Here is a 12,939-nt window from a genome sequence, read left to right on the forward strand (position 1 = left end):
TCGTTTTTTGGGTCATGCTCATTCCGTCTCTCTCGGCGCCAATGCCGAGGGCGAGCGGGAATATGAGGCGAGATTTTAACAAAGGATGTATCGAGCGTGAACTTTGAGTGCTGCCCGATCATCGGGTTGAGCCCTTAAGCAAATCACTCTGGAGCAAGGCTCGGGAGTTCAACGCCCGCGCATTTAATTAAGCCCGCTTATCTAAGCTTGTCGCTTAATTAAAAAAAGTGCGCCTTGCTTAAATAAGGACTGGGGCGGCCGCGTATTCAGCTATCGACGATATCTTGCAATTCTAAGCGAAGGCACCGATCCCCTGCCTCTCAGTTCATGACAAATAGGTGGGCCAACGGTTCGAATCCTATCAAGGCGAATGAGAGGCTCTATAGTAGTTCCACTCATCTACACTCTCATGCACTTTTCCATCTTCTGGACCTTGCATGCCCTCAATTCGGCAGAGTAAGCGATTGCGAATTCGAAGGCTAAAGGTCAGCCAGATGCCGGCGGCGGAGTATTGGATGGACCCCGCCGCACCAGCTCTCGGCTGTGAAGTCGTCACTCTGCGGCCTTGCCCTGCGATCCGCCGTGGCGGCCGGCGAAGAATTCGAAGAGACGCGCCACGGCCTCAGCACCTGGATCGATGTGTCCTTCGAGTTGCTGAGCATTGATATACGCGGCCCGTCCAGCTCGCGCCTTCACATAGGTGGCGGTGAGGTCGGCGCCTGCGCGCGCTGCACTTGCCGCTGCCGCAAAGCCCTTGTCATAGGCGTCGAGTGCCGGCGAAAGCGCATCGACCATCGTGCGATCGCCGAGTTCTGCGCCGCCGATTTCCTGCATGCGGGCAACGCCGGCCTTCAGAGCGTCGCGCATGCCAAGCCCGCTCGATGCCCCGTCGCCTGCGGCCGCAAAGAAGATAGCGAGCAGAACCCCGGACGAGCCGCCCATAGTCTGGCTGAGCTCCTGGCCCATGGCGCGCAAAAGCTGGGTGTGATCGGCAAGCGGCAGCCGGTCAAGGGCCCCGATCAGGGCGCGTGCGGCGCTTGCCAGCGTGGAGCCCGTATCGCCATCGCCGGATTTGGCATCAAGCGCATTGAGCTCCTTCTCCGCCTCGATCAGGAGTTTGCAGCATTCGGCGAGGAATTGACGGGTCGGCGGATGCTGCGAGGCAAGCGGCGCGATCGGTGTCAGGCCGTCGGGCAGGGCGATGATTTTGACCGGCCGGATGGCCGTCACGCCTGGCCAGGCTGCCAGGCCGACGGGCTTGGCCAGCAAATCGAGATCGGCCTTTCCCGCCGGCATCACGGAGATCGAAAAGCCATGCATGTCGAGCGAGGTCATTATCGGCGCCGGCCCGACAATATGCGAAATGCGCGCGCCGATCGGCGACCGGACGAGTTCGTGGACGACAACGGCCATTTCAAGCACGGAGGTGCCGCCGAGATTGTTGACAAGCACGACATGCGGCTTGTCCTCCATGCCCACCGCAAGCCTTTCCACCATGGCGGCCACCGCGCCCTGCACTCCGTCATAGTCGATCAGCTCCACACCGGCCTCTCCGTGAATGCCAAGTCCGAGTTCGGCGCGACCTTCGGGAATGCGCGCTTCCTTCGGTGAGCCCGGTACGGTGCAGGTATCCAGCGAAATGCCGATCGAACGGGTATTGGCGATCACGCGCCGTGCCGTCTCGACCACGGAATCGAGGCTTGCGCCGTTTTCCGCCATAGCACCAGCGATCTTGTGGACGAAAAGTGTGCCCGCCACCCCGCGCGACTGTGGCAGGTCGGGAAGCGCGATGTCATCGTCCACGACCACCATGCCGACATTGAGCCCAAAGGCACGGGCGCGTTCGGCTGCAAGGCCGAAGTTCAGGCGGTCGCCGGTATAGTTCTTGACGATTAGCAGGCAGCCAGCCGGACCGGTTACCGCAAGGATTGCGGCAAGGATAGCATCGACGCTCGGCGAGGCAAAGACATCACCGCAGACAGCGGCCGTCAGCATGCCGCGTCCGACGAAGCCGGCATGGGCCGGTTCATGGCCGGACCCTCCGCCCGACACAATCGCGACCTTCGACTTGTCCCAGTCGGAGCGGACTACGACGCGGATGTGGGGATACCCGTCGAGGCGGCTCAATGCCCCGGCCGAGGCCATCAGCACGCCGTCGATCGCCTCGGTCACGGCATTTTCCCTGCTGTTGAGGAATTGAGACATGAGACCTTCCTTTAAACGAGGCGCATTCCGGCCGCATCGAAGTAGAGCGGCTGGCGCGGTTGGATTTTGATGATATCGCCGCCCTTCAGGGTGGTATGGGCATCGGTCACTGTAATGATGGGGTGTTCCCCGATAGCGAGATGAAGGCGCGTCTGATCGCCGAGATGTTCGACGCGGATCACCCTCGCTTCCTGGCCTTCTCCGAAACGAATATGCTCCGGCCGGAGGCCGATCGATTGGGCCTTGGGCGGTGCCCCGGGGAAGAGTTTTGCGGACAGTACGTTGATCCGCGGCTGGCCGAGCCGGGTCGCGGCATAGATGCTCACCGGCGCTTCGTAGATCTCGCGCGGCGGCCCGAACTGCACGAGGCGGCCCTCCTTGAGCACGCCGACATGGGTCGCCATGGTCATTGCCTCGATCTGGTCATGCGTTACGTAGAGGAATGTGGCGCCAGATCTCGCCTGGATGTTCTTCAGTTCGACCCGAAGATCGGCGCGCAGCTTGGCGTCTAGCGAGCTCAGTGGCTCGTCCATCAGGTAAATCTGCGGATTACGTACCAGCGCCCGGCCGATCGAGACGCGCTGCATCTCGCCACCCGAAAGAGCTGTTGCGCGGTTGTCGAGCTTGTGGGCGATCTGCAGCACCTCGGCAATCGCCTTCACCTTCTGGTCGATCGTCGATTGCGGCGTGCGCAGCAGCGGCGACTTCAGCGGAAATTCGAGGTTCTGCCGCACCGTCATGTGCGGGTACAGGGAATACTGCTGAAACACCATCGCGACATTGCGTTGCGCTGGCGTCAGTCCGGCCATCGACTGGCCGGCAATCCTGATGTCCCCGCTGTCCTGGTTATCGAGCCCGGAAACCATCCGCAGCAACGTGGTCTTGCCCGCACCGGTTGGCCCGAGGAGCACCACGAATGAGCCATCAGGTACTATCATGGTCACGTCGCCAAGCGCTTGGGTGGCGCCAAACGACTTGCTGATGCTGGAGAGGACGACGTCAGCCACGGGTGAGGACTCCTTCATTGGCTTCGGACACCAGTGCCCGGCCGGAGGCCGCATCAAACAGCGTGAGCGAGCGCCGATCGAATTCAAGTCCGACGGTCTCGTCGGTACGGATGGCATTGCTCGAAGCCGTTCGCGCCTTGATCTCGCCTTGCGCGGTATGGATCGTGACGATCTGCGTGGTGCCGAGATATTCGACGGAGGCCACCCGTCCACGCAGACCGGCCGCGTCCGACAGGTGAACATGTTCCGGCCGGACGCCAAGCGTCAGCGCACCCTGGTGGCCCTCACGAGAGGTGGGTATCTCGATGCGGGCTCCACCGATCATGACCTCGCTGCCGCCTTCCTCGATGGGGCCTCCGAACTCAAGGAAGGACATCGGCGGCGAGCCGATGAACTTTGCCACGAATTTGGTCGCTGGCCAGTCATAGATCTGCTGCGGCTTGCCGAACTGCTCGATTACGCCATGGTTCATGACGACGATCTTGTCGCCCATCTGCATTGCTTCCAGTTGGTCATGGGTGACATAGACAGTGGTTGCCCCCATTCGATCATGCAGGGCGCGCAGTTCCTCTGCCATGTGCTCGCGGAATTCGGCATCGAGCGCACCCAGGGGCTCGTCCATGAAGAAGGCCTTGGGTTGGCGCACGATCGCACGGCCGAGTGCGACGCGCTGGCGGTCACCGCCCGAAAGCCCGCCGACCGGCTTGTCGAGGATTGTTTCGATCTGCAGAATGCGTGCGACTTCCGCCACCCGGCGATCTACCTCAGAGCGCGATACACCCTGGCTGACCAGGGGATAGGAGATGTTCTTGCGCACGTTCATATGCGGATAGAGCGCGAACATCTGGAACACGAAGGCGATGTCACGCTCGCTCGCGCGTTTCATGCCGACTTCCTCGCCGCCGATGTAGATCTCCCCGCTGGTCGGCAGTTCAAGGCCGGCCATCATGCGCAGCGTCGTCGTCTTGCCGCAGCCGGACGGACCGAGCAGCATGAAGAACTCGCCATCCTCGACGGTAAAGGTGGACGACTTCACCGCATTGAAGGCTCCGAAGTCCTTGCGCAGGTTTTCAATGCGAATCTGGGCCATGACTCACTCCGGAAAATGACTGACGATGATGAACATGACGGTTCCGATCAGCGTCACCGGAAAGGAGAAGGTAAAGAGAGGCAGCGAAAGCGGCTGCATGAGCATGACGACTCCAACCGCGATCAGGGCCGATGCGAGCATTTCCCATTCGGACCGGCGGAACTGGCGCAGGCGGGCAAGGAAGTTCATCATTTGCGCACGGCTCCGAAGGTGATGCCGCGGAGCAGGTGTTTGCGCAGCAGCACGGTGAAGATGACAACGGGTAGCAGGAACAGCGTTGCGGCAGCCGCAACGGCCGGCCAGTCGATACCGCCGCCGACCGAAAGGATCGTCGGGATGAAGGGCGGGGCCGTCTGGGCATTCCCGCTCGTCAGCAGAACGGCGAAGGCATATTCGTTCCAGGCGAAGATCAGGCAGAAGATCGCGGTCGAGGCGATACCTGTCGCTGCCTGCGGCAGGACGACTTTGTAGAAGGCCTGGAAGCGGGTGTAGCCGTCGATCAGTGCCGCTTCCTCGTATTCGCGCGGGATTTCGTCGATGAACCCCTTGAGCAGCCAGACCGACAGCGACAGGTTGACCGCTGTGTAGAGCAGGATCATGCCGAGGTGGGTATCCGAAAGCCCGAGCTGGCGGAACATCAGGTAGATCGGGATGGCGACAGCGATAGGTGGCATCATCCGGGTCGATAGGATGAAGAACAGCAGATCATCCTTGAGCGGCACCTTGAAGCGGCTGAAGGCATAGGCTGCAAGCGTGCCGAGGAAGATTGACAGGAATGTCGAGCCGAAGCCGATGATGACCGAGTTCAGGAACCTCTGTCCGTAGCGCGATGGACCCGAGATGATCATGCCCCTTTGACGGGTGATCCTGTCGTACCAGGTGGCGGGCGCAGGCAGCTTGGCCAGTTCCTCTGCCGAGGGGCGCGACTGCGTGGTAAAGAGGTTCACATAGCCTTCAAGCGTCGGCTGGAAGACGACTTTCGGCGGATAGCTGATCGAGTCCGGGCCGGACTTGAAGCTCGTCGAGATGATCCACAATAGTGGTATCAGGGTGATCACCGCGTAAAGTCCGACCAGGATGCCGGCAATCCACTTCGAGCTAGGTGAGGGTTCGGTGACGGAATGGGCGCTCATCGTTCCTTGACCTTGTTCAGTGCCTTCACATAGATTGAGGCGAGGCCGAATACCGTGACGAAAAGTATAATTGCGTAGGCGCTGGAATAGCCGGTGCGCCATTTCTCGAACGCCTCGCGCTTGAGGTCTATCGAGGCGAGCAGCGTCTCGTCCCCCGGCCCGCCGCCGGTGAGAAGTACAACGAGGTCGAACATCCGGAAGTTCTCGATACCGCGAAACAGCACCGCAAGCATAAGGAACGGCAGCGCCATCGGCAGTGTGATCGTCCAGAACTGCCGCCACTTCGATGCGCGGTCGACTTCCGCTGCCTCATAGATGTAGTCGGGGATCGAGCGCAGGCCGGCAAGGCAGATCAGCATCACGAAGGGTGTCCACATCCAGGTATCGACGATGACGATCGCCCAGCGCGCCCAGCCACCGGGGCCAAGCATCGAGAAGCTGTTGGCAGGAATGCCGGTCAAGAATTCAACGGCGTAGTTCACCAGGCCGATCTGTGGCTGGTAAAGGAAGGTCCAGAAATTGCCGACCACGGCAGGCGAGAGCATCATCGGGATGACGATCAGCGTCGTCACGAGGTCGTTGCCCCTGAATTTGCGGTTTATGAGCCATGCCAGCGAGAAGCCGACCAGCACCTGGAAAAGGATTGTCCAGATGAGGAAATGCGCGGTGGTCTGCATGTTCGCCCAGGTGTCGGCGTCTGTCAGGATGCGCGTGTAGTTGCGTAATCCGACCCACTTCACCTCCGCATTGGGTTTGTTGGCGGCGAAGTTGGTGAAGGATAGGCGGATCGTCCAGATCAGCGGGAAAATGTTGATCGACAGGAGCAGGAAGATCGTGGGTGCCACGAATATCCAGGCAATGGCCCTGTCGCTCAGTCGTCGGATGCGCTCTGCAACCGGTTGAGGTGTCGCGCGAGCGAGGTGGTCTGCGGGTGTGTCGGTCATCGTCCGGGTCCGTATGGCGTTTCCAAAGGGCAACCGCTTGCTGTGTCTTATCCCTTGAGGCAACGAGACAAAGTTCGGGTTGTGCCGGCAGGCTGAGGGTTCCAGAGATTGGTGCCGGCGGAACGCTGGCTTTGAGGGCTCTCCCCCGGAAAGTCCGGAGGAGAGGAGGATGGAAATATCTCCGGATCAGGTCCAGGAGACACGCCATTGTGCGTCAAAGCTTGCCTTCATCCTCGAACGTCTCAGTCCAGTCGGCGATCAGCCCATCAAGCGCTTGCTTCGCTGTGCCGTTGCCCGCCACGACATAATCGTGGAACCGCTTCTGTGATGCCTGGAGCAGCGTCGCATAGGACGGCTCGGCCCAGAAGTCCTTCACGACGGCCATGCTATCGAGGAAGGTCTGCGCATAAGGTTGGCTCTTGACGAAATTCGGGTCCTCGACCACGGCACGCAGGCACGAGAAGCCGCCCATGGACCACCATTTCTCCTGCACGCCCTTCTGGGCGAACCACTTGATATAAGCCAATGCGCCGTCCATGTTGTCGGTATTGGCAACGACCGAAATGCCCTGGCCGCCGAGTTGGGCGAATTTCTTGCCGCCGGGGCCGGCCGGGTTCACGAGATATGCGGTCTTGCCGCCACCGACATTTGGGTCGACCTCGAAGCCTGGCCAGGTGAAGGCAAAGTTCATCTGCATGGCGACCTGGCCCGACTTGTAGGCGTCAATGCCTTCGCCCATGTAGGTGTTCGACGTGCCCGGCGCGACGCAACAATCATAGAGCGACTTGTAGAATTCGAGCCCCTTCACGGCGCCTTCCGAATTCACGAAACCTTCCATCTCGTAGGACTTTTCAGGATTGTCGTACTTGAAGCCGTAGCTGTAAAGCACGTCCATCGCGCCCATTGTGATGCCTTCCGAGCCACGCTCGGTGTAGATCGAGGCACCGTAGACGGTCTTGCCGTCGATTTCGCGGCCCTGGAAAATTTGGGCGACCTGCTTCAGTTCGTCGAATGTTGCTGGCGGCGTGAGGTCGCGACCGAATTTTTGCTTAAAGGCGGTCTTGATCTCGGGGCGCTCGAACCAGTCCTTGCGATAGGTCCAGCCGACCACGTCGCCAAAGGCTGGCAGCGACCAGTAGTTTGGTGTGTTCTTCGGCCATTCGGAATAGCCGGTGACGGTTGCCGGCACGAAGGCATCCATCTTGATGCCTTCCTTGTCGAAAAAATCGTTCAGCTTCACATACCAGCCGTTTTCGGCGGCGCCACCGATCCACTGGCTGTCGCCGATCATCAGGTCGCAGAGCTTGCCGCCCGAGTTGAGTTCATTCAGCATGCGGTCGGCGAAGTTCGGCCACGGCACGAACTCGAATCTCATCTTGATGCCGGACGAAGCCTCAAAGTCCTTGCTGAGTTCCACCAGGGCATTGGCCGGGTCCCACGCGGCCCAGCAAAGCGTCAGCTCCTTGTCGTCCGCATGCGCCATGACAGTTCCGAAGCTCATGGAGCAGGCGACCGTTCCGGCAGCCAGCAGGCCTTTCACGTAAAGCGATTTCATCATGTCATCCTCCCAGCGCCGTCCGGTCTCCAACGGATGGCGAAACACCCTTGCGGGCCAAATGCCGGCTCCGGACCTGATCTTTGGCCGACCTCCTTCCAGGGGAACGGGCTGCATTGCATGCCTCACCCTGAACTGAGGTGGACGTTAATTGATGTGCGCACCTCAACGCAAGCAAATTTTGAGGTGCGCACATCAATTCTTGCGTTTCGCAACGTTTTGAAGGAAAGCTCAGGAAGGCGGAAATCAGCAGGAAGTGACCATGCGTCCAACAGCGAAAGATCTGGCCGAGGCTGCGGGCGTCAGCCTTGCGACCGTCGATCGTGTCTTGAACGACCGGCCGAACGTGAGCCCAAAGGCTGCTCGGCTGGTGAATGACGCGATCGAGCGGATCGGCTTCGTGCGCAATCCCGCGGCCGTATCGCTCGCGCGCAGTAAGGTCTATCGTTTTCTTTTCTTGCTGCCGGATGCTGGCGATCTATACCTGATGGAGCTTCTGCGCCATGTGGAAGAACTGACGAGTGCGCTCAAGGGCGACCTCACCGAGATCGCGTACCGTCAGATCGAGATCGACGATGCGCATGGCCTCGCCAAGCTTCTTTCCAGCCTCGACAAGGAGACGGTTGACGGCGTTGCCGTGATGGCGCCTGAATCCCCTCAGGTGCGCGACGCCATGGCCCGGCTTCTCGAACGCAATATCAAGGTCGTGCAATTCCTGTCCGGCCAGGAAAAACTGCCGGAGGCCGACTTTGTCGGCATCGACAACTTCGCGGCCGGCGCGACCGCAGGCAAGCTGATGGGCATGCTCGCGGGTCCTCAGCCGGGGAAGGTGATGGTGATTGCGGAGACCATGCAGTCGCTCGACAGTATCCAGCGCCGACTCGGTTTCGACCAGGTGATCAACAGCGCCTTCCCGCATCTGACTTGTCTGCCGTCGATCGAAACCCATGCCGACGAAGCACGCACCCGCCAGGTGGTGGCCCGCGTGCTCGCCGGTAATCGCGACGTTTCCGGCATCTACGTCCTGAGTGCCGAGGCGCGCGCGCCGATCCTGGCTGCTGCCGGAAACGTGGAGCTCGGCGGCATCGCCGTGGTCGTCCATGAGCGAACGCCCTTTACCGAACAGGCGCTGCGTGACGACCTGATCGATGCCGTGATCGCGCAGGATCCGGGCCATGCGGTGCGCAGCGCAATTCGCATCATGCGCGCCCGCTCGGATGCCCGCGAACCCCTCGCCGCCCAGGAAAAGATCCGCATCGAGATTCTGCTCAAGGAAAACCTTTGAGCGTCGTGGTGGCCCGCAGAAAAGTCGCCGTCAATTTCCATAATTCATTCTTACGCCACACTGTCTTTTCAGTGGCTTAGATGATCCACCAAGCAAGTGGATGATCCAAATATATCCGACTGTGGACGCACCCGTCGAGCGATGATCTAGGGTTCTGCTCCAGCAGAGGTAGATAGGGCTGATCGGCCTTTTGTTCGAAATAGCAGATCTCTCTAAGCGACATCGCACCAGAGCATCGGGGCGAGGGCCACATATCCACATCTGTGCTAATGTGGGGCCTTTCAGTTCAGGATCACTTGAGATGAGCCGATTGACGATCGACATGACAGACCAACAACATCAAAGCCTGAAGGCGCTAGCCGCTTTGCAGGGCAAGTCAATCAAGCAGTATGCACTTGAGCGCCTCTTTCCCGGTGACATAGATGGAGAGCGAGCCTGGGAGGATCAAATCCAATCTTGTTGATATCTGAAGGCTAGGTTGATGATGTCAGGCTCCGCCAATCGCGGATCGGCTGTAGGAGGCGGGATTTGGATCTTTTCACGTCGATGCGCTATTTCATTCGCGTCTATGACACGAGTTCGTTCAGCGCCGCGGCAAAGACATTCGGGGTTGGCCAATCGACCGTGTCCAAGGCGATCGCCCATCTTGAGCAGGAACTTGGTGTATCATTGTTCCTCCGGTCGACCCGGCAACTCACGCCGACAGAGCAAGGTCGGACTTTCTACGAACATGCTGTCAAAGTTGTAGAGGACGCTGAGGCGGCAATATCGTCCGTCGGAACGAAGTCCCGGAATTTTTCAGGGCCAATCCGCATCAGCGGTACACACACCTTCATGTGCCAATACATCATCCCGAAGCTGCCGCTGTTTCTCAACGCCCACCCGGGTGTTGAGATTTCGGTCCATCTCGATGACCGGAATGTCGGCCTGATTGAGCAGGGCATTGATGTTGCACTTCGGATGGGTCACCTCGACGATTCTGGTCTCGTAGTCAAACGGATCGGACGGTGCAGGCGCATCGTTGTCGGTAGCGCTTCCTATCTTTCCAATCATCCTGCGCCGCAGACACCTGAAGATCTGATGGATCACTCGACCGTCGTCTTCGCCCAGGGCGAAGGAGGCGACCGTTTTACGTTCAAGGGGCTACACGGAACCAAGACGATGGCGGTGAAGCCCAAGTTGCGCGTTAACGCTACGGAGGGTGTTCGGTCGGCCGTTCTGGCGAGTGCGGGGCTTTCTGTTGCAACGGAGTGGATGTTCGAGGCGGAGTTGGCAAGCGGTGCCGTGCGGGAGGTGCTCGAAAGCTGGTCCTTGCCGGATCTTGATTTATGGGCAGTCATGCCTGCTGGACGGCGCACGAGCGCGAAGGTTCGGGCGCTGGTTGAATTCATCGAAACCCAGGTCAACGCTACAAAATTCGGCATCGCCTCAATTCTATAATGGAATAATTTCTATTCGCTGTGTCTGCCTAATCGGCGGATCGGGAATAGCATACCTAGTGCGCACGCCCTCATCGGAACGGCGAACGAACTAGGAGAAAACCATGTCGATCAAAATCTATGGTGACCTGGGCTCTGGCAGCCTGCGCCGTGCCCTCGCTGCTGCAAAAATCATGGGCATCGAAATCGAGCGCGTGAATGTCGATCTATTTAAGGGCGAAAGCCATACGCCCGAGTTCCTGAGGCTCAACCCACATGGGCTGACGCCAGTGCTGCAGGAAGGTGACACCACCATCTGGGAAGCTTCGGCGATCAATATCTACCTGGCCGACAAGATCAGCTCTCCACTTCTAGGAAAGACGTCGAAGGAGCGCTATGAAGTGCTACAATGGATGTTCTGGTCAGGCGAGCAGTGGCGGATCTTTTCGACTCTGCTGTTCAACGAGCGTGTAGCAGGCCGCGCGATGGGGCAGTCCGAGGACGCATCGATCGTCAACCTCACACTTAAGAACATCCGCTCTGCAGCCCAGGTTCTCGACGCTCATCTTGCAGAACGGCGGTTTATCGTCGGCGACCAACTCACGCTGGCTGACATCGATATCGCCGCACCATTCTCACAGGTACACCGGACCAAAGCGCCTTTTGTTGAATTCCCGAATCTTTGGGCTTGGCAACAGCGCATTCTCGATACGGTCCCCGCTTGGGCAGAAACAAAGTGCGATCTCGATGACCGAATGAACGCGTTTCTGACCGGCGTTGGCATCACCTACTGATGCAGGATGCAGAGCAATGCACGCCGCGCAAGCCGATCGGTGCAGCCCGACTGTCAACTACGCTCCCACATCCAGGCAATGAGGCGCAGGTCGCCGCCTTTTCCCTCGCCTGAACAATCGATCCCTTTCACATTTAGAGCAAAGGAACTTGACAGACTAAGATCAAGATGTGTTGGAAAGGGCCCAACCCTTGTCATTTCACGGTGAATGGAGCGTCAGGGACGGATTCCGGAAATGCGGGAAGATCCTGTTGCATCCATTTCTTATAAAGGCCCGCCAGCTCGCCATTGGCCTTGACCATATCGAAGAAGGCGTTGACAGAGGCATTGATTACCTTTTCGCCTAACCTCGTACAGGCGCCTATATATAGGCTCGTAAGTTCGATCTTGTTCTCGAACTTGCCGGGGCTGCTTTGTTCCAGCTTGTTAATGTAGAAGATATTACGCCGATAGCATGACTGCGGCGCTCCACATAGGGAGGCTGCCGAGCGTTTCGGCGTCAGTGCCGCCAGTGTGAGCCGCTGGCGTAACCTACAAATCCGGCAAGGGAACGTTCGTCCTCGTCCTCTCGGTGGCGACCGCAGTTCCCACAAGATTGAAGCTCATGCCGATCTGATCATGGCCTGGCTCGGGGAGCACCGCGATGGGACGTTGTTCGAGCTTCGTAACGCTCTTGCGGGCCAGGGCATCATTGCGAGCAAGTCGGCCCTGCACCGGTTTCTGGTTCGGCACGACCAGACGCGCAAAAAAAGACTGGCCATGCGGTAGAGCAGAGCCGTCCGGACATCCAGGAAAAGCGACAATGCTGGTTCGAGGACCAACTCGATCTCGACCCAGAGCGGCTCGTGTTCATCGATGAGAACTGGACGGCGACGAATATGGCTCGCACGCATGGACGATGCAGGAAAGGCGAGCAGCTTTTGTCGGAATCGATCGGGGACGTCGAAGGAACCCTGCGCCAAGCCTTCAAAGGCCACGTTCTTGGGGTTAAATCGGACCACTATTTCGGCTCGTGGTCGGGAAAGCCTCCGGTCGCCGGCACAGCGCAGGAGATCGCCCGTGATCTCGATCCAAGCGCATGGCAACGTCTTTCCGCAGGTGAGGGCACCAAAGGCGCGCGGCTTCATGACTGGGCCTACTGCGAACTCGCCGATCTCGATGCCGACGAATATAGCGAGATAAAATCGGGGCTTTGGACCCGTGGCCTCCTGATCCGGCACAATATCAGCGACGGTGATCTCGCATTCTTCACCACATGGTGCCCTGCCGGGACGGACATCCAGACGCTCGTTTCCGTTGAAGGCCATCGCTGGGCGATCGAAGACAGCTTCGAGACCGCCAAGAACGAGCTCGGATTCGATCACAACGAAACCCGGTCATGGCATGGCTGGCATCGCCACGTCTGCCACGTCATGCTTGCCTTCGCCATGATGGCGCTGATCCGGTACCGTGCCAACGACGCGACGCCCCAAAAAAGACCGCGGATGCCGACCATCAGGATTTGATCCG

The 12,939-nt window shown here is 59.3% G+C and carries 10 protein-coding genes and 3 pseudogenes; 6 read left to right on the forward strand and 7 right to left on the reverse strand.

All coding sequences use genetic code 11. The features are described from left to right. Nucleotides 1-552: 552 nt before the first annotated feature. The 7 genes from ACSQ8R_RS24595 to ACSQ8R_RS24625 all read right to left on the reverse strand — a co-directional run bounded on the left by ACSQ8R_RS24595 (nt 553) and on the right by ACSQ8R_RS24625 (nt 7,880). A complete protein-coding gene (locus ACSQ8R_RS24595) occupies nt 553-2,205 on the reverse strand; it encodes a dihydroxyacetone kinase subunit DhaK (protein WP_436255973.1) in 1,653 nt (550 codons plus the stop codon). A gap of 11 nt (nt 2,206-2,216) precedes the next feature. After that, nucleotides 2,217-3,212, reverse strand: coding sequence for an ABC transporter ATP-binding protein (locus ACSQ8R_RS24600; protein ID WP_436255974.1), 996 nt, complete (start codon nt 3,210-3,212; stop codon nt 2,217-2,219). Continuing rightward, nucleotides 3,205-4,302 carry an ABC transporter ATP-binding protein gene (locus tag ACSQ8R_RS24605; RefSeq protein WP_436255975.1) on the reverse strand — a complete coding sequence of 366 codons (1,098 nt, stop codon included), beginning with the start codon at nt 4,300-4,302 and terminating at the stop codon, nt 3,205-3,207. The genes ACSQ8R_RS24600 and ACSQ8R_RS24605 overlap by 8 nt, the downstream gene beginning before the upstream one ends. Nucleotides 4,303-4,305: 3 nt before the next feature. Then, nucleotides 4,306-4,494, reverse strand: a complete 189-nt coding sequence (locus ACSQ8R_RS24610) for a hypothetical protein (protein WP_436255976.1) — start codon at nt 4,492-4,494, stop codon at nt 4,306-4,308. After that, nucleotides 4,491-5,435, reverse strand: a complete 945-nt coding sequence (locus ACSQ8R_RS24615; RefSeq protein ID WP_436255977.1) for a carbohydrate ABC transporter permease — start codon at nt 5,433-5,435, stop codon at nt 4,491-4,493. Before ACSQ8R_RS24615 ends, ACSQ8R_RS24610 begins: the two co-directional genes overlap by 4 nt. Further along, on the reverse strand, nt 5,432-6,379 hold the full coding sequence (locus tag ACSQ8R_RS24620) for a carbohydrate ABC transporter permease (protein ID WP_436255978.1): 948 nt from the start codon (nt 6,377-6,379) through the stop codon (nt 5,432-5,434). Before ACSQ8R_RS24620 ends, ACSQ8R_RS24615 begins: the two co-directional genes overlap by 4 nt. Before the next feature lie 214 nt (nt 6,380-6,593). Next, nucleotides 6,594-7,880, reverse strand: coding sequence for an ABC transporter substrate-binding protein (locus ACSQ8R_RS24625; protein WP_436257271.1), 1,287 nt, complete (start codon nt 7,878-7,880; stop codon nt 6,594-6,596). 316 nt (nt 7,881-8,196) lie between these two features. On the opposite strand from ACSQ8R_RS24625, the gene ACSQ8R_RS24630 reads away from it, so the two are divergent. The 6 genes and pseudogenes from ACSQ8R_RS24630 to ACSQ8R_RS24655 all read left to right on the forward strand — a co-directional run. Further along, complete coding sequence (locus tag ACSQ8R_RS24630) at nt 8,197-9,219, forward strand: LacI family DNA-binding transcriptional regulator (RefSeq protein WP_436255979.1); 1,023 nt, start codon at nt 8,197-8,199, stop codon at nt 9,217-9,219. Between the two features lie 301 nt (nt 9,220-9,520). Then, a pseudogene (locus tag ACSQ8R_RS24635) lies at nt 9,521-9,664 on the forward strand (antitoxin); the annotation flags it as partial. A gap of 83 nt (nt 9,665-9,747) precedes the next feature. Beyond that, on the forward strand, nt 9,748-10,659 hold the full coding sequence (locus ACSQ8R_RS24640) for a LysR family transcriptional regulator (RefSeq protein ID WP_436255980.1): 912 nt from the start codon (nt 9,748-9,750) through the stop codon (nt 10,657-10,659). Nucleotides 10,660-10,762: 103 nt separating this feature from the next. Next, nucleotides 10,763-11,431, forward strand: coding sequence for a glutathione S-transferase family protein (locus tag ACSQ8R_RS24645; protein WP_436255981.1), 669 nt, complete (start codon nt 10,763-10,765; stop codon nt 11,429-11,431). Nucleotides 11,432-11,886: 455 nt separating this feature from the next. Continuing rightward, nucleotides 11,887-12,350 (forward strand): annotated as a pseudogene (locus tag ACSQ8R_RS24650) (IS630 family transposase); the annotation flags it as partial. Nucleotides 12,351-12,362: 12 nt separating this feature from the next. Further along, nucleotides 12,363-12,935, forward strand: a pseudogene (locus tag ACSQ8R_RS24655) (IS701 family transposase); the annotation flags it as partial. Nucleotides 12,936-12,939: the final 4 nt, after the last annotated feature.

Source organism: Neorhizobium sp. LjRoot104 (assembly GCF_964253725.1).
GTDB lineage: Bacteria > Pseudomonadota > Alphaproteobacteria > Rhizobiales > Rhizobiaceae > Neorhizobium.